The organism is Curtobacterium sp. AB7, assembly GCF_044909335.1.
Lineage (GTDB): Bacteria > Actinomycetota > Actinomycetes > Actinomycetales > Microbacteriaceae > Curtobacterium.
On sequence record NZ_JBIYED010000005.1, the window covers coordinates 212,357 to 233,810 of the forward strand.

Genomic DNA, 21,454 nt, shown 5'->3' on the forward strand with positions numbered 1-21,454 from the left:
TCTGGCGCGTCGGTCGCGACGGCGCCCGCCGCGACGCGCGTCGGCGCCGGTCAGGGCCGACACGCCTCAGCGCCGACGCGGGTCGAGCGCGGCGCGCAGCGTGTCGCCGAGCGCGATGACGGAGAGCACCGTGACGGCGAGGAACGTCGCGGGGGCGATGAGCATGTGCGGGGCGCGGAGGAACTGCGACGTCGCGGCGGAGAGCTGCAGTCCCCACGAGATCGCCGGGCTCTCGAGCCCGATGCCGAGGTAGGTCAGCGACGACTCGGACACGATGACACCGCCGACGGTGATGGTCGCGAGCACGAGCAGCGGCGAGATCGACGACGGCAGCACGTACCGGGTGGTGATCCGCCAGGTGGACAGCCCCATCGTGCGGGCGGCGAGCACGAACTCGGCGTTCCGCACGCTGCGGACGCTCGACCGCACGAGCCGGGCCATCGTCGGCCACCCGAACAGCGCGAGCACGAGCGACACCGTCAGCACGGACCGCTCCCCCACGCTGTTGAGCACCACGACGGCGCCGAGCAGGAACGGGAAGCCGAGGAACACGTCGGTCAGGCGGGCGAGCACGGCGTCGACCCAGCCGCCGACCATGCCGGCGATCGTCCCGACGACGACGGCGACCATGCCGGCGAGCACGGTGGTGAGCACCGCGACGGCGATCGACGAGCGCGTGCCGTACACGACGTTGGCGTACACGTCGCAGCCCTGCAGGTCGAAGCCGAACGGGTGTCCGCTGGTCGGCGAGGCGCCGCTCTGCCCGAGGTCGCACACCCGGGGGTCGCCGTGGCCGAACAGTCCGGCGAACAGCTGCGGGAACGACGCGACGAGCAGCACGACGACCAGGACCGAGGCGGGGACCCAGAAGCCCGGGGTGCGGGCCGCGGCCAGCAGGGGGCGTCGTCGGCCGCCGACGACGGGTTCGACGGTGGCGCTGAGCGCTGAGGTGGTCATGCGGCTGCTCCGGTCCGGACGCGGGGGTCGAGGGCGGCGTGCAGCAGGTCGACCAGCACGCTCGTGACGAGGAACACCAGGATGAGCGCCGTCGAGATGCCGACCACGACGGCACCTTCGTGCGACCGGATGCCCTGGAACAGCAGGTTGCCGACACCGGGCAGGTTGAAGATGCCCTCGATGATCACGGTGCCGCCCATCAGGTACCCGAGGTCGGTCGCCAGGTAGGTGGCGGTGGGGATGAGCGAGTTCCGCATCACGTGCACGCCGACGATCCGACCGGGCGTGAGCCCCTTGGCCCGTGCGGTCCGGACGTAGTCGGCGTCGAGGGTCTCGATCATCGAGGTGCGGGTGAGCCGGGACACCGCCGCGAGCCCGAACAGCGCGATGACGAACGCTGGCAGGATGTACGCCGTCGGCCAGCCCGCGGTGACGCCGGCGACCGGGAACCAGTGCAGCCGCACCGAGAACACGAGTTGCAGGGCGACGCCGAGGACGAACACGGGGATCGCACCGACGACGATGGTGCCGACCAGGACCGTCTTGTCGAGTGCGGTCCCGCGCTTGAGTGCGGAGAGCACTCCGAGGCCGATGCCCAGGACGATCTCGAGCGCCCACGCGGTGAGCGCCAGGGTGATCGTGACGGGCCACCGCGAGGCCATCTGCTCGCCGACGGACTGCCCGTTGAAGTCGGTGCCGAAGTCGCCGCGGAACAGCCCACCGAGGTACTGCACGTACTGCAGCCACAGCGGCTGGTCCAGGTGGTACTCGGCCCGGAGCGTGCGGACGACCGCGTCGCTGAGCGGCCGGTCGCCGCCGAGCGCCCGGATCGGGTCACCGGGCAGCGCGAACGTCATCGCGTAGATGAGGAACGTCACCCCGAGGAACACGATGGCCAGGCCGCCGAGCCGGCGACCGACGGCGAGCGTCGGACGCATCACGCGCCTCCCGACACGGCCGCCGACACCGGACGGGAGGCACGGGTCGGGTCAGCACTGTGCCTTCCGTCGTCGCCTTCGGCGACGTGGCTCGCGCAGGCGAGGATCGCCCCGTACTGCACCCCCACGAGTTTCCGCACCGGGATCGGTTCCGCCTCGGAGGCGGCGTCCGCCTGCCAGTGCGCGTAGCGCTCCGCCAGGCGGTCGCGGAGCCGCCGGAGCGGCGCGGACGCCGTGCCGGCGGTGGTCTCCGCCTCGACCGCGCGGAGCAGCATGCCGCCGTAGCGCAGCCGGAAGCAGCGGACCAGGTCCTCGCAGCCGAAGCGCTCCGCGACGGTGGCCCGCCGGTCGGCCGGCTCGCGGTCGGCCCGGCGGCGGTCGGTGTCCGCCGTGCTGGCGAGCATCGGCACGAAGGCCCGCGACGCCTCGAGGAACGGCGACTCGATCGACAGCATCGGCGACGCCTCGTCGAGCAGCTGCTGGAGTTCCTCACCCGAAGCGCCGAGCTCGGCGGAGCAGCGCCGCAGCAGGTCGGCGTACGACTCGTCGGTCGGGGTCTGGTCGTCGGCGTCCGGGTGGCTCCAGTACGGCAGTTCGGCCACCATGCACAGTGCCCCGTGCCGCATCGCCCACGCTGCGCTCGACGCACCGTGGATGTGCTCGCCCGGGTCGACCCCGAGCCCTTCCAGGTAGTCGTACGCGGTCTCGATCCCGTCCATCGCGAACACCGCGGGGGCGAGCTCGCGCAGGAACGGTGACTCGGGCTCCCCGGTGTCGAGCGGCAGCCCGAGCGCGGCGGGGACCGCGTGCAGGGTGTCGACGACGTCGGGCAGGTCCTCGGACAGGTAGTAGTAGACCCCACCCATCTCGCCGTTGTGCAGCGACACCAGCAGGTCCGGCTCGGTGTCGTCGATGAGCCGCATGAACGCGAGCGTCTCGGGCAGCACCTGGTCGAAGTACACCGACTTGTAGCGGTTCGGGAACGTCCACTCCACCTGGCTGTCCGGGGCCGGGCGGTAGAAGTGCCGCGAGTAGAAGACGCGGTCGTGCGGGTCGTGGAACCAGGCCTCGTTGAGCCGCATGCCGTCCGGGTCGATCGTCGGGACGATGTGCCAGGTGACGTCGAGCGCACGGGCGTCATCGTCGGTGAGCACCGTCTCGGCGAGGTGCAGGGCCGTCCACGAACCGATCGGTTCGTTCGGGTGCACGCCGCCGACCACGACGGCGGCGTGCGACCCGGTACCGATCCGGTAGGAGTGCAGCGGTTCGCCGAGCCGGCTGGTGCCGATCCGGGTGACCGTGACCTGGTCCGGGTGCGCCGCGGCGAGCGCGTCGAACCGGGCGTGCAGGTCGTCGACGAGCGGGAAGCCGTCTCGGGCGGGGACCTCGGCCGCCAGGCGGAGGATGGTGCGCTGGTCCATGTGGTGGTGCCCTACTTCACGGCGATCTGCGCGACGACCGGGCTGCCGGCGACCGCGGGGAGCTTCGTGACCTTGTCGCTCGTGACGTACGAGTACTTGTCGAAGAAGGTCGGGACGACGGGGAAGTCCTCGAGCACGGCCTCCTGCGTCTTCGTGTAGTACTCGTTCGCCTCGTCCTGCGAGCCGGCCGAGTCGGCCTTCGCCAGCAGGGCGTCGACGGTGTCGGACTGGTAGTACCCGGTGCAGGGCGAGCAGCCGCCGGCCAGGGTGAACAGGGCGCGGAGGGTGTTCTGCTGGCTGATGTACAGCGCACCCCAGTGACCGAAGTGCGGGCCGGCGACCTTCTTGTCCGTCAGCTCGGAGTAGTACGAGGCCCAGTCGGTGGTGGCCTTCGCGACGGTGTCGACGCCCAGGTTCTGCCGGATCTGGTTGGCGTAGGCCTCGTAGAGCGAGTCGAGGCCGCTGCCGCCGGGGTAGACGAGCGTGATCGTGCCGTCGAAGCCACCGGACTTCGCCAGGAGCTGCTTCGCCGCTGCGGGGTCGAACTCGCACGCGTCGCCGCAGATGCCTTCTTCCGTGCCGGACATCGACGGGGGCGTGAGTGCGGTGGCGGGGTCGTACAGGCCGCCGTAGATGGCGGTGTTCACCTCGTCGCGGTCGATCGACATCGAGATCGCGCGTCGGACGTCCGGGTCGGAGTAGCGGTCGTCCCAGAGCGGGAAGCCGAGGTAGTCGATGCCCGGGGCGTCGAAGGAGTGCAGGCGGTCGCCGAAGTCGGCCTTCGCGCTCGTCATCTTGTCGGTCGGCAGGAACAGCACGTCGGCGTTGCCCGCGAGGACGTCGGTGTAGGCGGTGTTCATGTCCGAGTAGCTCCGGAACGTGACGTCCTTCGTGACCGGCTTGGTGCCCTCGTAGTCCTTCCACGCGGTGACGGTGAACTCCTTGTCCGCCTTCCACGCCGACTGCATCTCGTAGGGGCCGTTCCCGATCGGCTTCTTGTCGTACGCCTTCAGGTCGTCGTAGGCGGCCTCGGGCATCGGGTAGAACGCCGTCTGGGCCTGGCTGAGCTGCAGCGGGAACTGGCTGTCGGCGTGGGTGAGCGTGACCGTGAAGGTGTCCTTGCCGGTGACCTTCAGCCCCGACATCTCCTTCGTCTTCGGGGTGCCCTTCGCCGGGTTGAGGTCCGTGTACCCGACGATCGCGGCGAGCTGCCCGCTGTTCTCCCACGCGTTGGGTCCGTAGGCGACGTGGTTCCAGGCCTTCACGTAGCTCTCCGGGGTGACGGCTTCACCGTTCTGGAACGTCCAGCCGTCGCGGAGGGTGATCGTCCACGTGGTGGCGTCGTCGCTCTCGACGCTCTTCGCGGCGACGTCGTGGAGCTCGCCCTTCGCGTCGGTCTGCGTCAGCGGGGCGAACAGGCTCTGCACCTGGTCGAACGCGACGGTCTGTCGTCCGGGCGTCAGGTGGTCGGGCTCGCCGGTGGCGTACACCAGGCTCGCGTCCGCTGCGGAGTCGGCCGTGCCGCTCGCCGAGCAGCCGGTCACCACGAGCGCCAGTGTGGCTGCCGTGGCCAGGGCGGCGATGGTCCTGCGTCGCATGGGGGTCTCCTCGGGTCGTCGTTGATGAGTGAAGCTAGGCCCGTCGGAGCACCCGGCACAATGCTTCTTTCAATGAACTCTGAAACTTTTACCGTTCTGAAACACTCGTGAAACGACAGGTGTCGCGCTCGACCGGGGCCGTGTGCCACGCTCGGACCATGCGGCACACACCCCACTTCCTGATGACGGACGTCGACGAGGTCAAGCGCCTCGTCGCCGGCAACCCGTGGGCCACGATCGTGTCGCACACCGACGCCGGGATCGTCGCGTCGCACTACCCGTTCCTGCTCGAGACGCCCGGTCCGGACGACGACCCCGACGCGATCGTCCTCGTCTCGCACGTCGGCCGCCCCGACGAACTCGCGCACGAACTCGGCCGCCACGAGGTCCTGGTCGTGGTGCAGGGTCCGCACGGCTACGTCTCCCCCGCCTGGTACCCGCCCGAGCAGTTCGTGCCGACCTGGAACCACGTCACCGCCCACCTGTGGGGCACGCCGGAGCTGCTGTCCGACGACGAGAACTTCCGCGTGCTCGGTGAGCTCGTCGACCACTTCGAGCGCGTCATGCCCGAGCCGGTGTCCCTCGAGATCGACGAGGAGACCGCACGCCGGATGGCGAAGGGCACCGTCGGCATCCGGATCCGGGTCACCCGGTTCGACGCCCGCGCGAAGCTCTCCCAGAACAAGGCCCCCGAGGTCGTCGACCGCATCATCGCCGGCCTGCGCGGCGACGGCCCCTACGCGTCGCCGGCGCTCGCCGACGAGATGGCACGGGCGCACGGTCTGGAGGAACGGTGAGCGAGATCCTGCTCCGCACCGTCCGCCGGGTGGGCACCTCCGGGGCCCCTGCCGACGTCCGCATCGCCGACGGCCTGGTCACCGAGATCGCGCCGGCCGGCACGCTCGACCCCGCCGGCCCCGACACCGAGGTCGTCGAGGCCGCCGGTGCCTGGCTCGGCCCCGGCCTCCGCGACCACCACACGCACTTCGACCAGTGGGCCCTGGTGCGCCGCCGCGTCGACGTCTCCGGCTGCGACTCCGCGGAGTCGACCGCCGAGCTCCTCGCCGCGGTCGCGCGGACCGGGGTGCCGGACCGCGTGCTGATCGGACACGGCTACCGCGACGGGTTGTGGCCGACCCCCGCACGACGCGAGCTGCTCGACCAGGCCGCACCGGGCCTCCCGACCGTCGTCATCAGCGGTGACCTGCACGCCGTCTGGTGCAACGCCCTCGCGCTCGCGCACTTCTCCGCACTCGTCGGCCGGCCGCTCGAGGCGGGCCCGGACGGGGTCCTGCGCGAGCAGGACGCCTTCGACGTGACCGGCGCGCTCTCGCAGGTGCCGGACGACCTGCTCGACGGGTACGTCGCCGACGCCGTGGAGGCCGCCGCGGCCCGCGGTGTGACGGGCATCGTCGACCTCGAGATGCGCTTCGGCCTCGACCGCTGGATGCGCCGGATCCACGCCGGCACCGACGCGCTCCGGGTGTCGTCGGGCGTCTACCCGGCGGAACTCGACGCCGTGATCGACCGCGGACTCCGTACCGGCGACGTCGTCGACCGGACCCGCGGCCTGCTCACGATGGGGCCGTTCAAGGTCGTCACCGACGGCTCGCTCGGCACCCGGACCGCGGCCATGACCGACGGCTCCGGCGTGCTGGCATGGGAGTTCGACGACCTCGTGGCCATCACCCGCCGGGCCGTCGACGCCGGACTCGTGCCCGCGATCCACGCCATCGGCGACCGGGCGAACACCCTCGCGCTCGACGTCTTCGAAGCCGTCGGCGCCCGCGGCACCATCGAGCACGCCCAGCTGCTCGTCGACACCGACGTCGACCGGTTCGCCAGGCTCGGGGTGGCCGCCTCGGTGCAGCCCGAGCACGCCATGGACGACCGCGACATCGCCGACCGGCACTGGGCGGGCCACACCGACCGCGCCTTCGCGTTCGCGTCGCTCGCCCGAGCCGGTGCCCGGCTGCTGCTCGGGTCGGACGCCCCCGTCGCACCGCTCGACCCGTGGATCTCGATGGCCGCGGCCGTCGGACGCGACCGGGACGGCCGCGACCCGTGGCACCCCGCCGAACGGCTCTCCACGCTCGCCGCGTGGCAGGGCTCGACGGACGGTCGGGTCAGCGTCGCAGTCGGTGACGTCGCGGACCTGGTGCTCGTCGGGTCGGACCCGCTGGCAGCGTCGTCGTCCTCGTTGCGATCGACGCGGGTGCTCGCGACCGCGATCGCCGGACGATTCACGTACTCAGAGCTCTGAAGCGCGCTACTTCTGGTCCTTCGGGCACCAGTAGAGCTTCCGGCCGGCCATGTCGGCCATCCGGATCTCGGTGCCGCACACCCGGCAGGGCTCACCCTGGCGGTGGTAGACCCAGTGCCGGTCCTTGCGCGACCGCTGCGCCTTCTTGTACTCGGCGTCGGACAGGCCGTCCATCGTCATCATCAGGCCGTCGCGGACGCCGTCGTGCAGCAGCTTCGACCAGTCCGCCCACAGCGCCTTCGCCTGCTTGACGGTGATCTTCTTGCCGACCTTGTACGGGTCGATGCGCTGCCGGAACAGCAGTTCGGCCCGGTAGATGTTGCCGATGCCGCTCACGACGGACTGGTCCATGAGCAGCTGGCCGATGGCGACATTCCGCTTCCGGACGTTGTCGACGAAGGCCTTCTCGGCCTCGGGACCGTCGTCGTTCATCGGGTCGGGGCCGAGCTTGTCGAGGGCGCGCTGCACCTCGGCCGGCGTCTCCACGACGCACGCGGTCGGCCCGCGAAGGTCGGCGACGGTGTCCTCGGTCAGGATGCGGACGCGCACCTGGCCGACCGGGTCCGGCGGGAAGGACTCGATCGGGTCCTCGGCCTTCTCCTGCTCGGCCATCCGGTAGCGCGCCAGCCGTGGTGCGCCGATCGAGCTGAGCGACTCCTCGCGGTCGTCGTCGTCCGACAGTGCCTCGGCGGTGGAGATCACCCCCGCGAAGTCCCATGCGCCGTACAGGCCGAGGTGGACCCGGAGGAACAGGTCGTCCTCGAACTCGAGGAACATCTGCTTCGCCACCGCGCGGGCGGCGACCAACTTCTTGCCGTCGAGCTGCGCGGCCCCGGCGGCGAACCGCCCCTGCGGACTGGACACCTCGCAGCGCTTGCCGACGAAGTGGCGGGTGAACTGGTTGGCGATTCGGTGGACGGAGTGACCCTCGGGCATGGGACCTGTCTACTCGGCCGAGCCGTCGATCTGCTTGCCGGCGATGTGCCCCGTCTGCTCGTACTCGGCCAGCTGCGCGATGCGGCGTGCGTGACGCTCCTCGCCCGAGAACGGCTCGGCGATGAACAGGTCGACGAAGCGGATCGCTTCGTCCTCGGTGTGCTGGCGGGCACCGATCGAGATGACGTTGGCGTCGTTGTGCTGGCGTGCGAGGAGTGCGGTCGACTCGTTCCAGACGAGCGCTGCGCGGACGCCCTCGACCTTGTTCGCGGCGATCTGCTCGCCGTTGCCGGAGCCGCCGAACACGACGCCGAGCGCCTGGACGCCGGCACGCTGGTCGTGCACCACGGCGTGCGCGGCGTTGATGCAGAACGAGGGGTAGTCGTCGAGCGCGTCGTACTCGGTCGGTCCGTGGTCCACGACCTCGTGCCCGGCTTCGGTCAAGTGCGTTGCGAGGGTCTGGTTGAACTCGAGGCCGGCGTGGTCCGTTCCGAGGTGGATGCGCATGGAACCGATCCTATTCCTGCGGCTACTGCCCCCGGACCACCACGACGACGTACCGCGTGGGCCCCTCGCCCGGGTTCCGGTAGACCACGTCGGCGGGGTCACCGAGCTCGATCCGGTCGCCCGCGGCGAGCCGCGTCGGCTCGCCGCCGACGACGAGCTCGAGCACGCCGTCGACCACCCAGATGCAGTGCCGCAGGAACGCGTAGGCGGACGCTGGGTAGGCCACTTCGCGGCCGGCCGGGAGGCGCACCTCGGTGACGTCCGCGGGGAACGCCGCACTCGAGACCGGACGGCGGCGGTACCCGGTGTCGGGATCGGTCCAGGACTCCGCGGTCGCGCCGCGTTGGATGCCCCGTGCGTCGTCGGGGTCGGTCGCCCTGGGCACCTCGTGCTCGAGGGCCTCGTCGAGGAGCTGCGAGATCGTCAGGCCGAAGGCGCCGGAGAGCCGGCCGAGGATCGTCGCGGTGGGGCTCGACACCCCGCGCTCGACGCGGTTGATCATGGCGCGGGAGACACCGGACTCCTCGGCGAGCTCGGTGAGGCTCCACTTCCGTTCGGTGCGCAGGCGCTGGAGACGCTCGCCGAGAGCACGCTGTTCGTCTGCGACCGTGTCGTCGGCGGCGGTTGCGTCATCGACGATCGGTTCGTCTACGATGTGAGACATGACGACAGCATATGCGACGAACGGGACGGATCCGGTCGTGGTGCGCGATTGCGAACCCCGCGACCTCGACGTCGTGCACGCCCTGCACGTCGACGCCGTGCTGCACTCCACCGCCATCTGGCAGGAGATCCCGCACCCCCGCGCGTACTTCGACGGCTGGCTGGCCGAACGGCGGGGCGACGGGTACCCCGTGCTCGTCGCCGAGGTCGACGGCACCGTTGCCGGGTACGCCACGTACTCGCAGTGGCGACCGCACCACGGCTACCGGCTCACTGTCGAGCACAGCGTCTACGTGGTCGAGTCGTTCCGCGGTCGGGGCATCGCCTCGACCCTGATGCGGTCGCTCGTCGAGCGGGCGACCGCCGAGGGCCGGCACGTCATGATGGCGGGGATCTGCAGCACGAACACCGGGTCGATCGCCCTGCACACCAAGCTCGGGTTCAGCACGGTCGCGGTCGTACCCGAGGTCGGACGCAAGTTCGACCGCTGGCTGGACCTGACGCTCATGCGCCTGCCGCTCGCCTGACGCGAGCCGGGGGGCCGGGGCGAGCCGCGCCTCCCGTCAGTCGGTGGTGTCGAAGACCGGGCCGACGGTGCGCGAGCGCTTGAGCTCGAAGAAGCCGGGGTACTTGGCCACGGCGACGACGCCGTCCCACAGGTCGAGCGCCTCCTGGCCCTTGGGCGCCGGGGAGATGACCGGGCCGAAGAACGCGGTGCCGGCGACGGCGATGACGGGCGTGCCGACGTCCTGTCCGACTCGGTCGATGCCGTCCTGGTGGCTGACGCGCACGGCGGCGTCGACCTCGTCGGTCCAGGCGTACTCGAGCAGGTCGGCGTCGAGACCGAGCTCCGCGAGCACTGCGGGGACCACCTGGTCGGGGTCCTGCTCCTGGCGGTGGTGGACGTGCTCACCGAGGGCGTCGTAGAGCGGCTTCACGATGTCCTGGCCGAGCCGGAGCCGCGCCGCCGTGACGATGCGCGGGTAGAGCTGCCCCTTGTGGATGCGCTCGCGGTACTCGTCGGGGATGTCCTGGTCCTCGTTCAGGACGAACAGGCTCATCACCTTCCACGTGACGTCGAGGTCGCGGTGCTCGGCGACCTCGCCCACCCAGCGGCTCGTCATCCAGGCCCAGGGGCAGTTCGGGTCGAACCAGAACTCCACGGTGGTGCGTTCGGTCGGGTGTTCCGTCGTGTGTTCCGTCGTCTTGTCCACAGTCGTCTCGCTCACGCTCCGAGCGTACGCGGCGTCGCTAGGCTGGGGATGACCGTCCCGCCGGTGCACGACGCCGTGCCGGGACTCCCCCGCGCGGACCACGATCGTCCGCGTCCTCAGCGAAGATGGAGCGTTGCGTGCCCGGAGAGAACCTCACCAGAACCGAAGCCCAGGAACGTGCCGGCATCGTCAGCGTGCAGACGTACGACGTCGAGCTCGACCTGACCCGCGGCGCCGAGACCTTCGGCAGCACCACCCGCGTGCGCTTCACCGCGACCGCCGGTGCGTCCACGTTCATCGACGCGATCACGAAGACCGTGCACTCCGTCACCCTGAACGGCACCGCGCTCGACGTCGCCGCGGTGAACGACGGCGTCCGCATCCAGCTCGACGGCCTGCAGGAGCAGAACGAGCTCGTCGTCGTCAGCGACGCGCTGTACACGAACACCGGCGAGGGCCTGCACCGCTTCGTCGACCCCGTGGACGACGAGGTGTACCTGTACTCCCAGTTCGAGGTCCCCGACTCGCGCCGCATGTTCGCGGTGTTCGAGCAGCCCGACCTCAAGGCACAGTTCTCCTTCACCGTGACGGCGCCGTCGCGGTGGCAGGTCGTGTCGAACTCCCCGACGCCCGAACCCCGCGTCGACGGTGAGCACGCGACCTGGGCCTTCGCGCCCACTGCGACCATCTCGAGCTACATCACGGCGCTCATCGCCGGCCCGTACGAGGTCGTCCGCGACGAACTCACGAGCAGCGACGGCCGCACGATCCCGCTCGGCGTCTTCGCGCGCAAGTCGCTGGCCGAGTACCTCGACCCCGAGTACGTGTTCGAGACCACGAAGAAGGGCTTCGCCTACTACGAGGAGAAGTTCGACGTCCCGTACCCGTTCGAGAAGTACGACCAGCTCTTCGTGCCGGAGTTCAACGCCGGGGCGATGGAGAACGCGGGCGCCGTCACGTTCACCGAGACCTACGTCTTCCGCTCGAAGGTGACCGACGCCATCAAGGAGCGCCGGGTCGTCACGATCCTGCACGAGCTCGCGCACATGTGGTTCGGCGACCTCGTCACCATGAAGTGGTGGAACGACCTCTGGCTGAACGAGTCGTTCGCCGAGTGGGCCTCCACGATCGCCACCGCCGAGGCCACCGAGTGGACCGAAGCCTGGACCACGTTCCAGGCGATGGAGAAGTCCTGGGCCTACCGCCAGGACCAGCTCCCCTCGACGCACCCGATCGTCGCGACGATCAACGACCTCGAGGACGTCCAGGTCAACTTCGACGGCATCACGTACGCCAAGGGCGGCTCCGTCCTGAAGCAGCTCGTGGCGTGGGTCGGCATCGACGCGTTCTTCGCCGGTGTCTCGGCCTACTTCAAGAAGCACCACCACTCGAACACCGAGCTGCGTGACCTGCTCGTCGAGCTCGAGGCCACCAGCGGCCGCGACCTGTCCGAGTGGTCGAAGCTCTGGCTCGAGACCGCGGGCGTCAACACGCTCCGCCCGGAGATCGAGGTCGACGCGTCCGGCGCGATCACCTCGTTCGCCGTCCTGCAGGAAGCGCCGGCCGACCACCCGACGCTCCGCCCGCACCGTCTGGCCATCGGCGTCTACGCGTTCACGCAGGACGCGGACGCGCCGTTCGGTGCCGACACCGCGTCGTCCGGCGGCAAGCTCGAGCGCGTGCACCGTGTCGAGATCGACGTCGACGGCGCACGCACCGAGGTGCCCGAGCTCGTCGGCGTGCAGCGCGGCGACCTCGTGCTCCTGAACGACGACGACCTGGCCTACGCCAAGATCCGTCTCGACGAGCAGTCCCGCACGACGGCGATCGAGCACCTCGCGGCCATCGCGAACCCGCTCGCGCGCTCGATCGTGTGGGGTGCGATGTGGGACGCCACGCGCGACGCCGAGTCGCCCGCCAGCGACTACGTCCGGCTCGCGCTCGGCAACATCGCGACGGAGTCCGAGTCGACGACCATCCGCACGACCCTGTCGCAGCTGCTCCTCACGACGCGCAACTACGTGGCGCCGTCGAAGGTCGACGCCACGGTCCGCACGGTGGGCGACACGCTCTGGCAGCTCGCCGCCTCGGCCGAAGCCGGGTCGGACGCCCAGTTCCAGTTCGTGAAGTTCTTCGCGCAGATCGCGTCGACGCCCGAGCACGTCGCCACCCTGCAGGGGCTGCGCGACGGTTCGGTCACGCTGAACGGGCTCGAGATCGACACCGACCTGCGCTGGGAGCTGCTCGAGGGCCTCGTGCTCGCCGGTGCTGCTGCAGGCGCCGAGGTCGATGCCGAACTCGCGGCCGACAAGACCGCATCGGGTGAGCAGGCCGCGGCCCGTGCCCGGGCGACGATCCCGACCGCCGAGGGCAAGCTGGCCGCCTTCGCGTCGCTCGTCGACTCGTCCGAGCTGCCGAACGCGATCGTGCGGCAGACCACGGTCGGCTTCCAGCACGTGAACAGCCCCGTCGTGCTCGAAGGCCTCGTGCCGAAGTACTTCGAGGTGCTCACCCGCATCTGGGCCGAGCGCAGCTACCACATGGCCGACACCATCGTCTCGGGCCTCTACCCGGCGCCGCTCGCGTCGGCCGAACTCCGCGACGCCGCCCACGCGTGGCTCGAGGCGCACCCGGACACCCCGGCGCTGCGTCGCATCGTCTCCGAGAGCGTCGCGGGCACGGAGCGTGCGCTCCGAGTGCAGGCTGCCGACGCCTGAGTCGCTGGTGAACACGGGCGGGGCCTCGGCGTTCCTCATGGAACGCCGAGGCCCCGCCCTCTAGCATCGACCGGATATGACCCTGGCTGCAGAGACCTCCGACGTTCCGAAGTGGGCATCCAACGCGTTCACCCAGTTCGTGGACGCCTGGCACATCCCGATCACGATCGTGATCACGATCGTCGCGGCGATCATCCTGCGCGTGATCCTCCGCCGCATGATCAAGCAGATCGTCGATCGCGTCGTGAACGGCGTGAAGAAGCGTCAGGGCGCCGAAGACACGCAGGCGCTCATCGCGTCACCGGTCCAGACGGCGCGCGTGGTGCAGCGGACCCGCACCCTGGGCAGCGTGCTCGAGAACCTCGCGACGGTCGTCGTCGTGGTGGTGGCTCTTGCGATCATCATCCCCGTGGCGATCCCGAACGCCGCCGTCGGCATCGTCGGTGGAGCCTCGCTCGTCGCCGCCGGCCTGGCCGTCGGCGCGCAGTCGATCGTGAAGGACCTGCTGTCCGGCATCTTCATGATCCTCGAGGACCAGGCCGGCGTCGGTGACGTCGTCGACACCGGGCAGGCCACGGGCGTCGTCGAGAACGTCGGGCTCCGTGTCATGCAGGTGCGCGACGTCAACGGGATCCTGTGGTTCGTGCCGAACGGCCAGATCCTGCGCGTCGGCAACCTGTCGCAGGGGTGGTCGCGGGTCCTCGTCGACATCACCGTCCCCTACGACACCGACATCGACGCCGTGCAGGACGCCCTGCTCACGGCCGCCGTCACCATGTCGCAGGAGCCCCGCTGGCGCCAGCGCATCGTCGAGAAGCCCGAGATCTGGGGCCTGCAGTCGGTGTCCACGGACGGCATGGTCTTCCGCCTCGTCGTGAAGACCCGCGCGTCCGAGCTCGACGTCGTCGGCCGCGAACTCCGCGCCCGACTGAAGCACGCCGTCGACGAGCTCGGCATCACCCTGCCCGCGATGGCGATGATCATGCCCGAGGGCTGGGAGAACGCGACCTCGATCAACGGACTGCGCTCCGTGCAGACCCGGCCGACCCCGGCGCCGACCAAGCCGCGCCGCACCAAGCGCAACGTGCTCGGGCAACCCATCCGGACCGACGACCACCACGACGGTGGGAAGGACTCCCAGTGACCGATCCCACGTCCCCGAACAGCGGCACCGGCGGAGCGGGCCTCGGCAAGCCGGGGGTGCCGGGGGTGCCCGTTGTGCCCGTTGTGCCGGCCCAGCCGATCACGCTGCGGGTCGGCGAGCACGGGGTCCCGGCCACCGGCTCGCTCTTCGACCGCATCGGCGGCGCCCCGACCTTCGACCGGCTCGTCCGCCGCTTCTACGAGGGCGTGCAGCAGGACGACGTCATCTGGCCGATGTACCCGGCCGACGACCTCGAGGGCGCGATCTGGCGCCTGTCGGCCTTCCTGCAGCAGTACTGGGGCGGGCCGGGAACCTACAGCGAGGAGCGCGGACACCCCCGGCTCCGGATGCGGCACAACCCGTTCCGCATCACGTCCGAGGCCCGCGAACGATGGCTGCACCACATGCGCGAGGCCGTCGAGTCGCTGCAGCTCGCGCCCCTCGACGAGGCCGAGCTGTGGGCGTACCTCGACCGTGCCGCGCACGCCATGACGAACACCTTCGACTGACCCGGGGCGCGCCCCGCGCCCGCGCCCGCGGCCCCTTCAGGTTCCGAAATCTGCACATCTCGGCGGCGCCTCGTCCCGTTCATGGAACCTCGGCGAACGGCGCGCGGCATGTTGCGGAACCTCGGCGGCGCTGATGCCGCCGCCGAGGGGGGACGTGGTCCTCAGCGCACGTACGAGCCGGTGGCGAGGTCCTCGACCAGGGACGGGTGCGTCGGGTTCCACCCGTAGGCGGAGCGCGCATGGGCACCGGACGCCTCCTGGTGCAGGAGCAGCGCGTCCGCGAAGGCCCCGCCGAGTCGCTCGCGCGAAGCATCGACGCTCTCGGGGACGACCGGTGCACCGTGCGCTCCCGCTTCGGCGAGCTCGCGCACCGTCGGGTTGTCCCCGGACGCGGCGACGATGTACCCGTCCTGCTCGGCACGCTCCAGCGCGAGGACGTAGAGCTCGCCGAGGTCGTCGACGTGCACCGTGGTCCAGCGCTGCGAGCCGTCACCGACCAGCGTGACCGGCTGGGTGCCGTCGCTGACGAACATCGCGGGGATGCCGGCACCTCGCCCGTACACGATGCCCGGGGCGACGATCGTGGTCCGCACGTCGCTCGCCCGCACAGCAGCCTCGTTCGCCGTACGCCACGACGTCAGCTCGGGCGGATCGATCGGCGACTGCTCCGAGATGTCCGTCGAGTTGCCGAAGGTGAAGATGCCGCCGGTGTGCACGAACGGCTTCGGTGTGCCGACGGACGCGCGCAGGACCGTCGCGGTGAAGTCCGGGTCGACGTCGGCGGCGGACGTTGTGTGGACGACGCCGTCGGTCTCGTGGAGCAGTCGTTCGACGACCTCGGTGTCGGTGACGTCCCCGACGAGGGCGTGCCCACCGGCGTCACGCACGTGCTGCGCCTTCTCGTCGGATCGGACGATGGCGGTCACCTCGTGCCCGTGGGCGACGAGGGCGCGGAGGACAGAGGAACCGATGTACCCGGACGCGCCGGTGAGCAAGACGTGCATGCGGCCAGCCAACCACCAGGCCCGACCGTGACGCTCGCTACGGGTTCAGGGTCCAGGCGCGGCGCTTGACCAGCACGTGCCCGCGCGACGTCGTGAGACGGCTCCACGGACCCGTCTCGAACAAGCGGACCGGGTCGTGCCCGAGGAAGCCGAGGCTCTCCCCCGCGAAGCCTGCACCAGCCGGCAGGTGCTCGATGCCCGGCACCGGACGGCCCCAGACCTCGGAGCGCACCTTGCGGATGATCGCCTCGCCCGCGTTCGTCGGGACGGCGTCGGCGACCTCGGCGATGCCGTCACGGGTGGCGCGGCGCAGCAGCTCCGGCGAGACGTCGGGCAGCGGCACCCATCCGCCACGGGGCGGGGAGATCGCCGCCCACGTCACGGTGTGGACCTCGTGCGGGAGCTCGACCTCGATCGGGGTGGCCCGCGTCGGGTCGGCGCCGTCGGCGTGCTCGGCGTCCTGCGCCTCGGCGAGGAGCCGGAGCCGCTCGAGCAGGGACTGCAGCGGCACCACGACGTCGATCGTCGCGGGCTCGGTGAGCGAGAACGTGCGGAGGCCGAGCACCGTCGGCAGCTCGTCGAGGAGCCCGAGGGGGTACAGGATCGCCGTGTAGACCGCGAGGACACCGGAGTCGGCGATGAGCCGGACCGAACCGTCCTCGATCCGAGCGGCACGTCCGAGGTACGTGCGGAGGTCACCGAGGGAGGCGGCGTCGGGAAGCGTGAACGAGGTGCCCATGTCGGACCGATCCTACCGGCGCACCCTGTGTTCGTAGACTGCACCACGTGAACGGCGAACCCGACTTCCTGCGGACACTCCGACTCGAGGACACCGGTGCGAGCACGGGTGAGACGATCCTCACCGGCGCGAACCACTGGTCCCCCGGTGGGCGGGTGTTCGGCGGTCAGGTGCTCGCCCAGTGCATCGTCGCTGCGCAGGCCACCATCGAGGGGCGTGACATCCACTCGATGCACGGGTACTTCCTGCGCCCCGGCGACATCGACGTGCCGATCACCTTCGGCGTCGAACGCATCCACAACGGTCGGTCGTTCGCGACGCGGCGCGTGCAGGCCTACCAGCGCGGTGTGCCGATCTTCTCGATGATCGCGTCGTTCCAGGTGCCCGACACCGGGGTCGAGCACCAGGACCCGTACCCGGTGGACACGCCGTGGCCGGAGTCGCTGCCGTCCGCTGCGTCGATCCTGTCCACCATCGACCACCCCGTCGCCAAGGCCTGGGCCGAGCGCTCGATCGACCTGCGGCACGTCGAGGGTCCGGTGTTCGTCGACGTGCAGGGCGAGCACGTGCCGCACCAGGCGGTCTGGTTCCGTGTGCAGGGCGACCTGCCGGACGACCCGGCGCTGCACCGTGCGGTCCTCGGGTACGCCAGCGATCTGTCGATCCTCGAGCCGATCATGCGTCGGCACGGCGTCGCCTGGGGCACGCCCGGTGTGAAGAGCGCCAGCCTCGACCACGCGATGTGGTGGCACCGCGACGGTCGGGCCGACGAGTGGATCCTGTACACGCAGGAGTCCCCCAGCGCCCAGGGCGGCCGGGGGCTCGCGTTCGGTCGGATGTTCTCCCGCGACGGACGCCTGCTGGCGACCGTGGCGCAGGAGGGCATGATGCGGGTCCCTACGGGCGGCTGAACTCCACCGGGGCCTCGAGGTACTGCTCGCACGCCGCACGCTCGGCCGCGGTCAGCCGCCGAGGACGGTTCGTGGCGGCGTCCACCATGACGAGCGCGGTCGTCGCCCGGGTGTAGAGCTCGGCCGGCTGCTGCCCGACCGGCGACCAGACCTCGTACGACACGTCGATGCTCGCACCACCGAGCCGCCCGATCCACATCTGGATGTCGAGCGGCTGGCGCAGGTACGGGATCGACGCGAGGTACTCGAGGCGCTGTCCGGCGATCACCGTCATCGTGCCGGAGCCCGGCCGACCGTCGATGATCGGCTCGGGCAGGCTGCCGTCGGCCGACAGCTCACCCGCGTCCGGACCCCAGAACCCCACGATGCGCGCCTCTTCGAGCAGGCGCAGCATCGCGGAGTTGTTGACGTGGCCGTAGGCGTCGATGTCGCTCCACCGCATGCGGATGGGAGCGTGCAGTCTCGCCACGCGGGTCAGTCGCGGGTGAGCTTGCGGTACGTCGCGCGCCCGGGCTTCGCGGCGTCGGCACCGAGGCGCTCGATCTTGTTCTCCTCGTACGCCTCGAAGTTGCCCTCGAACCAGTACCAGTTCGGCGTGCCGTCCTCGTTCAGGCCTTCCCACGCCAGGATGTGGGTCGCGATGCGGTCGAGGAACCACCGGTCGTGGGTGATGACCACTGCGCAACCGGGGTACTCGAGCAGGGCGTTCTCGAGGCTGCCGAGGGTCTCGACGTCCAGGTCGTTGGTCGGCTCGTCGAGGAGCAGCAGGTTGCCGCCCTGCTTGAGGGTCAGCGCGAGGTTCAGACGGTTGCGCTCACCACCGGACAGGATGCCGGCACGCTTCTGCTGGTCCGGACCCTTGAACCCGAACTGCGAGACGTACGCGCGGGACGGGATCTCGGTCTTGCCGACCTGGATGTAGTCGAGCCCGTCGGACACGACCTCCCACAGGTTCTTGTTCGGGTCGATGCCGCCACGGCTCTGGTCGACGTACGAGATGTCGACCGTGTCGCCGATCTTCAGCGTGCCGCCGTCGAGGGGCTCGAGCCCGACGATCGTCTTGAACAGCGTCGTCTTGCCGACACCGTTCGGGCCGATGACGCCGACGATGCCGTTGCGGGGCAGCGTGAAGGACAGGTCACCGATGATGACGCGCTCACCGAACTGCTTGTGCAGCTTCTCGGCGTCGATGACCTGCGAGCCCAGACGCGGGCCGACGGGGATCACGATCTCCTCGAAGTCGAGCTTGCGGGTGCGCTCGGCCTCGGTGACCATCTCTTCGTACCGGGCGAGACGGGCCTTCGACTTCGCCTGACGGCCCTTGGTGTTGCTGCGGACCCAGTCGAGCTCGGAGGACAGGCGCTTCGCGAGCTTCGCGTCCTTCTTGCCCTGCACCTCGAGGCGCGCACGCTTCTTCTCGAGGTACGTCGAGTAGTTGCCCTCGTACGGGTAGAGGCGACCACGGTCGACCTCGGCGATCCACTGGGCCACGTGGTCCAGGAAGTACCGGTCGTGGGTCACGGCGAGGACGGCACCGTGGTACTGCTGCAGGTGCTGCTCGAGCCACTGCACGCTCTCGGCGTCCAGGTGGTTGGTGGGCTCGTCGAGCAGGAGCAGGTCGGGCTTCTGGAGCAGGAGCTTGCAGAGCGCCACACGACGCTTCTCACCGCCGGACAGGTGCGTGACGAGCTCGTCCCCCGGGGGGCACTGGAGCGCGGCCATGGCCTGTTCGAGCTGCGAGTCGAGGTCCCACGCGTCGGCGGCGTCGATCTCTTCCTGCAGCGTGCCCATCTCGGCGAGGAGCGCGTCGAAGTCGGCGTCCGGCTCGGCCATCAGGGCGGAGATCTCGTTGAAGCGGGCGAGCTTCGCGTGGATCTCGCCGACGCCTTCCTGGACGTTCTCGAGCACGGTCTTCGTCTCGTCGAGCTCCGGCTCCTGCATGAGGATGCCGACGGTGAAGCCCGGCGTGAGCTTCGCCTCGCCGTTCGACGGCTGGTCGAGACCGGCCATGATCTTCAGGATCGTCGACTTGCCCGCACCGTTCGGTCCCACGACGCCGATCTTGGCGCCGGGGAGGAACGACATCGTGACGTCGTCGAGGATCAGCTTGTCGCCGACCGCCTTGCGGGCGCGGACCATCTGGTAGATGTACTCAGCCATATCGGCCCCAAGTGTAGTGACCCCGTCGGTGCACCGCGCGCCCGGCACCGGATCGCCGCTTCGCGCACCCGGCGGAATGGGGGGCTGTCGGGATCCGTGACGACGACGTAGGTTGTCCTCGCCAACCACCTCGGGGCCCGTCACTCACCACGACGCGGACCGGCTCAGGATCACGGACGGGATGACAACCATGACCAGGCACGCCACACGACTCCGCCGACTCGCGCTCCCCTTCCTCGGAGCGATCGCGCTCACCGCCGCCCTCGTCGCGCCTGCGTCTCCGGCGACGGCCGCCGGCGCGGTGCCGAAGGGCTCCCCGTACCTGCTCTACACGGCGACCATCAGCGCGGACGGGGCCGGCACGGGGTACTCGTCCTACATCAACGTGCACGACGCCCACAACAACGCCTACGCGTTCGGCATCCAGTCGGACAAGGGCTCGCCCGAGAGCAAGGGCAAGCCGCGCTTCATCTGGGAGCGGGTGCAGAACGGCAAGTTCACCTACGGGTACCTCGGTCCGGCGACGAACAAGAACACCCCGATCGGGATGCGCTGGTACCAGAACGACGTCGCGACGATGATCGTCAACCACAAGACGATCGGAACGCTCAAGCTCAACCTGGACGGTCGGTTGTTCTTCAACGCCGAGGCGAACGGCCGCCTCAACGGCGACGTCGTGCACTCCACCGTCCAGAACACCCGCATCACGGTGGGCAACGTCAAGGGCCGGACGGGTCTGAACGGCACGTGGAACACGAACTTCTCGTTCCACGGCATCAAGGCGACCCAGATCAACAAGCCTGCGGTCCAGGGAGCGACGTTCCGGATCAACGGTCGGGTCTCCGGGCTGCCGCGCGGCGGCAACTGGGACACCGATCAGGTGTCCGGCATCGGGATGATCGCGCAGAAGTGGTGACCGTCCGGCGCGTCTGACCAGGGTCACGCGGCGACCCGAGCGAGCGCCCCGTCGTCATCGGGCGACGCTGGGTCGAATGCGGCTCCGTCGTGCTCGAGCACGCGCTCGGACGGCCCTTCCAGGTCCGCGCCGTCCAGCCCGTGGTCGGTCGCGGCCTCGTTCTCGTGGTCGGGCACGGCGCCGTCGTCGTGCCCGGCGACGTCGTCGGGCCCGGCGCCGTCGTCGGGCCCGGCGCCGTCGTCGGCCTCGGCCCGGTGGCCGGCCTCCGCTTCAGGGTCGGCCTCGGCACCGAGGTCGGGCTCGTGGCCGGCGTCCTGCCCGTGCGCCTGCCGTTGGCCGTCGAGCGCCGGAGCAGCGACGAGGCCGCCGCCGTGCACCTCGCCGGTTCGGGGATCGACGCCCCGCACGCCGCCGTGCCCGGACGTGGTGTCGTTCACCTGCCGCGGCACCCGGACCCAGTTGCTGATGCCCCACGCCAGGTCGTGCCCGATGCCGTCGGCATCGATCTCGACCGACGTGCCGCCCCGGCCGTCGCGCTCCCAGGTGCGGATCCGGACGCGGCCGGACACGACGATGCGGTCGCCCTTCTTCAGGGACTTGAACACGTTCGACGCGAGGGAGCGGAACGCGGTGACGGTGTACCAGTTGGTCGCACCGTTGACCCAGGCCGCGCTGGCCCGGTCCCATCGACGTGACGGTGAGGCGAGGCGCAGGCTCGTGATGGCGATGCCGGTCTCGGTGACGAGGTGACGGGGTTCCGTGGCGACGATTCCGCAGACGGTGATGATGTCGTTCATGCGTCGATCGTCATCGAGCCCGGGGCTGCGGAAGCAGCCCCGGGCTCGATCTGTGGCGTG

General features: G+C 70.3%; 21 protein-coding genes. 8 read left to right on the plus strand and 13 right to left on the minus strand.

Features of this window, described 5'->3' with window-relative positions; all coding sequences use genetic code 11:
- Positions 1-66: 66 nt before the first annotated feature.
- Genes ABH929_RS12715 through ABH929_RS12730 form a run of 4 tightly spaced genes read right to left on the minus strand, consistent with a single transcriptional unit; the run spans position 67 to position 4,914 of the window.
- A complete protein-coding gene (locus ABH929_RS12715) occupies positions 67-957 on the minus strand; it encodes an ABC transporter permease (protein WP_263091807.1) in 891 nt (296 codons plus the stop codon).
- Positions 954-1,895 carry an ABC transporter permease gene (locus tag ABH929_RS12720; RefSeq protein WP_404561495.1) on the minus strand — a complete coding sequence of 314 codons (942 nt, stop codon included), beginning with the start codon at positions 1,893-1,895 and terminating at the stop codon, positions 954-956. Before ABH929_RS12720 ends, ABH929_RS12715 begins: the two co-directional genes overlap by 4 nt.
- Complete coding sequence (locus ABH929_RS12725) at positions 1,895-3,316, minus strand: M14 family zinc carboxypeptidase (RefSeq protein ID WP_263091805.1); 1,422 nt, start codon at positions 3,314-3,316, stop codon at positions 1,895-1,897. The genes ABH929_RS12720 and ABH929_RS12725 overlap by 1 nt, the downstream gene beginning before the upstream one ends.
- 11 nt (positions 3,317-3,327) lie before the next feature.
- Positions 3,328-4,914, minus strand: a complete 1,587-nt coding sequence (locus ABH929_RS12730) for an ABC transporter substrate-binding protein (RefSeq protein WP_263091804.1) — start codon at positions 4,912-4,914, stop codon at positions 3,328-3,330.
- A 158-nt stretch (positions 4,915-5,072) separates the two neighbouring features.
- Between ABH929_RS12730 and ABH929_RS12735 the strand changes: the two genes are divergently transcribed.
- Both ABH929_RS12735 and ABH929_RS12740 read left to right on the plus strand, forming a co-directional pair.
- Positions 5,073-5,711: an FMN-binding negative transcriptional regulator gene (locus ABH929_RS12735; protein WP_404561496.1), complete on the plus strand. Its 639-nt coding sequence runs from the start codon at positions 5,073-5,075 to the stop codon at positions 5,709-5,711.
- Entirely contained in the window at positions 5,708-7,177 is a 1,470-nt protein-coding gene (locus ABH929_RS12740; RefSeq protein WP_404561497.1) for an amidohydrolase, read from the plus strand. Before ABH929_RS12735 ends, ABH929_RS12740 begins: the two co-directional genes overlap by 4 nt.
- Before the next feature lie 6 nt (positions 7,178-7,183).
- On the opposite strand, the gene ABH929_RS12745 is transcribed toward ABH929_RS12740, so the two are convergent.
- From ABH929_RS12745 to ABH929_RS12755, 3 genes are read right to left on the minus strand one after another with little or no spacing between them, the layout of a single operon-like run.
- Positions 7,184-8,113 (minus strand): Fpg/Nei family DNA glycosylase, encoded by a 930-nt coding sequence (locus ABH929_RS12745; protein ID WP_205464200.1) that lies wholly within the window; start codon positions 8,111-8,113, stop codon positions 7,184-7,186.
- 9 nt (positions 8,114-8,122) lie between these two features.
- Complete coding sequence (locus tag ABH929_RS12750; RefSeq protein WP_263091800.1) at positions 8,123-8,620, minus strand: ribose-5-phosphate isomerase; 498 nt, start codon at positions 8,618-8,620, stop codon at positions 8,123-8,125.
- A 22-nt stretch (positions 8,621-8,642) separates the two neighbouring features.
- Positions 8,643-9,284: a helix-turn-helix domain-containing protein gene (locus ABH929_RS12755; RefSeq protein WP_404561498.1), complete on the minus strand. Its 642-nt coding sequence runs from the start codon at positions 9,282-9,284 to the stop codon at positions 8,643-8,645.
- On the opposite strand from ABH929_RS12755, the gene ABH929_RS12760 reads away from it, so the two are divergent.
- Complete coding sequence (locus tag ABH929_RS12760) at positions 9,283-9,810, plus strand: GNAT family N-acetyltransferase (RefSeq protein WP_404561499.1); 528 nt, start codon at positions 9,283-9,285, stop codon at positions 9,808-9,810. The genes ABH929_RS12755 and ABH929_RS12760 overlap by 2 nt on opposite strands.
- A gap of 36 nt (positions 9,811-9,846) precedes the next feature.
- Here ABH929_RS12760 and ABH929_RS12765 read toward each other — a convergent pair whose 3' ends face one another.
- Positions 9,847-10,512, minus strand: a complete 666-nt coding sequence (locus tag ABH929_RS12765) for a DsbA family protein (RefSeq protein ID WP_404561500.1) — start codon at positions 10,510-10,512, stop codon at positions 9,847-9,849.
- A gap of 122 nt (positions 10,513-10,634) precedes the next feature.
- Here ABH929_RS12765 and pepN point away from each other — a divergent pair, with 122 nt between their 5' ends.
- The 3 genes from pepN to ABH929_RS12780 all read left to right on the plus strand — a co-directional run bounded on the left by pepN (position 10,635) and on the right by ABH929_RS12780 (position 14,867).
- The gene (pepN, locus tag ABH929_RS12770; protein ID WP_404561501.1) at positions 10,635-13,214 is read left to right on the plus strand and encodes an aminopeptidase N; all 2,580 of its coding nucleotides are present in this window, start codon (positions 10,635-10,637) and stop codon (positions 13,212-13,214) included.
- Positions 13,215-13,290: 76 nt separating this feature from the next.
- Positions 13,291-14,358 (plus strand): mechanosensitive ion channel family protein, encoded by a 1,068-nt coding sequence (locus ABH929_RS12775; RefSeq protein WP_404561502.1) that lies wholly within the window; start codon positions 13,291-13,293, stop codon positions 14,356-14,358.
- Positions 14,355-14,867 (plus strand): globin, encoded by a 513-nt coding sequence (locus ABH929_RS12780; protein ID WP_404561503.1) that lies wholly within the window; start codon positions 14,355-14,357, stop codon positions 14,865-14,867. Before ABH929_RS12775 ends, ABH929_RS12780 begins: the two co-directional genes overlap by 4 nt.
- A gap of 161 nt (positions 14,868-15,028) precedes the next feature.
- Here ABH929_RS12780 and ABH929_RS12785 read toward each other — a convergent pair whose 3' ends face one another.
- The gene (locus tag ABH929_RS12785; RefSeq protein ID WP_404561504.1) at positions 15,029-15,871 is read right to left on the minus strand and encodes an NAD-dependent epimerase/dehydratase family protein; all 843 of its coding nucleotides are present in this window, start codon (positions 15,869-15,871) and stop codon (positions 15,029-15,031) included.
- Positions 15,872-15,908: 37 nt separating this feature from the next.
- A complete protein-coding gene (locus tag ABH929_RS12790; protein WP_404561505.1) occupies positions 15,909-16,610 on the minus strand; it encodes a hypothetical protein in 702 nt (233 codons plus the stop codon).
- Between the two features lie 47 nt (positions 16,611-16,657).
- Between ABH929_RS12790 and ABH929_RS12795 the strand changes: the two genes are divergently transcribed.
- The gene (locus tag ABH929_RS12795) at positions 16,658-17,521 is read left to right on the plus strand and encodes an acyl-CoA thioesterase (RefSeq protein WP_404561506.1); all 864 of its coding nucleotides are present in this window, start codon (positions 16,658-16,660) and stop codon (positions 17,519-17,521) included.
- Here the strand turns inward: ABH929_RS12795 and ABH929_RS12800 are convergent.
- Positions 17,508-17,963 (minus strand): acyl-CoA thioesterase, encoded by a 456-nt coding sequence (locus ABH929_RS12800; protein WP_404561507.1) that lies wholly within the window; start codon positions 17,961-17,963, stop codon positions 17,508-17,510. The genes ABH929_RS12795 and ABH929_RS12800 overlap by 14 nt on opposite strands.
- Positions 17,964-17,995: 32 nt before the next feature.
- Positions 17,996-19,681 carry an energy-dependent translational throttle protein EttA gene (ettA, locus tag ABH929_RS12805; RefSeq protein WP_111086790.1) on the minus strand — a complete coding sequence of 562 codons (1,686 nt, stop codon included), beginning with the start codon at positions 19,679-19,681 and terminating at the stop codon, positions 17,996-17,998.
- A 190-nt stretch (positions 19,682-19,871) separates the two neighbouring features.
- Here ettA and ABH929_RS12810 point away from each other — a divergent pair, with 190 nt between their 5' ends.
- Positions 19,872-20,597, plus strand: coding sequence for a hypothetical protein (locus ABH929_RS12810; RefSeq protein WP_404561508.1), 726 nt, complete (start codon positions 19,872-19,874; stop codon positions 20,595-20,597).
- A 23-nt stretch (positions 20,598-20,620) separates the two neighbouring features.
- Here ABH929_RS12810 and ABH929_RS12815 read toward each other — a convergent pair whose 3' ends face one another.
- Positions 20,621-21,394, minus strand: a complete 774-nt coding sequence (locus tag ABH929_RS12815; protein WP_404561509.1) for a single-stranded DNA-binding protein — start codon at positions 21,392-21,394, stop codon at positions 20,621-20,623.
- Between the last annotated feature and the right edge of the window lie 60 nt (positions 21,395-21,454).

What these genes read in the sequence shown, in the direction of transcription:
- ABH929_RS12815 (WP_404561509.1), bottom strand. Translation starts at nt 21,394, where the DNA reads ATGAACGACATCATCACCGTCTGCGGAATCGTCGCCACGGAACCCCGT.
- ABH929_RS12720 (WP_404561495.1), bottom strand. Translation starts at nt 1,895, where the DNA reads ATGCGTCCGACGCTCGCCGTCGGTCGCCGGCTCGGCGGCCTGGCCATC.
- ABH929_RS12745 (WP_205464200.1), bottom strand. Translation starts at nt 8,113, where the DNA reads ATGCCCGAGGGTCACTCCGTCCACCGAATCGCCAACCAGTTCACCCGC.
- ABH929_RS12730 (WP_263091804.1), bottom strand. Translation starts at nt 4,914, where the DNA reads ATGCGACGCAGGACCATCGCCGCCCTGGCCACGGCAGCCACACTGGCG.
- ABH929_RS12750 (WP_263091800.1), bottom strand. Translation starts at nt 8,620, where the DNA reads ATGCGCATCCACCTCGGAACGGACCACGCCGGCCTCGAGTTCAACCAG.
- ABH929_RS12755 (WP_404561498.1), bottom strand. Translation starts at nt 9,284, where the DNA reads ATGTCTCACATCGTAGACGAACCGATCGTCGATGACGCAACCGCCGCC.
- ABH929_RS12735 (WP_404561496.1), top strand. Translation starts at nt 5,073, where the DNA reads ATGCGGCACACACCCCACTTCCTGATGACGGACGTCGACGAGGTCAAG.
- ABH929_RS12785 (WP_404561504.1), bottom strand. Translation starts at nt 15,871, where the DNA reads ATGCACGTCTTGCTCACCGGCGCGTCCGGGTACATCGGTTCCTCTGTC.
- ABH929_RS12725 (WP_263091805.1), bottom strand. Translation starts at nt 3,316, where the DNA reads ATGGACCAGCGCACCATCCTCCGCCTGGCGGCCGAGGTCCCCGCCCGA.
- ABH929_RS12775 (WP_404561502.1), top strand. Translation starts at nt 13,291, where the DNA reads ATGACCCTGGCTGCAGAGACCTCCGACGTTCCGAAGTGGGCATCCAAC.
- ABH929_RS12810 (WP_404561508.1), top strand. Translation starts at nt 19,872, where the DNA reads ATGACCAGGCACGCCACACGACTCCGCCGACTCGCGCTCCCCTTCCTC.
- ABH929_RS12715 (WP_263091807.1), bottom strand. Translation starts at nt 957, where the DNA reads ATGACCACCTCAGCGCTCAGCGCCACCGTCGAACCCGTCGTCGGCGGC.
- ABH929_RS12800 (WP_404561507.1), bottom strand. Translation starts at nt 17,963, where the DNA reads ATGCGGTGGAGCGACATCGACGCCTACGGCCACGTCAACAACTCCGCG.
- ABH929_RS12760 (WP_404561499.1), top strand. Translation starts at nt 9,283, where the DNA reads ATGACGACAGCATATGCGACGAACGGGACGGATCCGGTCGTGGTGCGC.
- ABH929_RS12790 (WP_404561505.1), bottom strand. Translation starts at nt 16,610, where the DNA reads ATGGGCACCTCGTTCACGCTTCCCGACGCCGCCTCCCTCGGTGACCTC.
- ettA (WP_111086790.1), bottom strand. Translation starts at nt 19,681, where the DNA reads ATGGCTGAGTACATCTACCAGATGGTCCGCGCCCGCAAGGCGGTCGGC.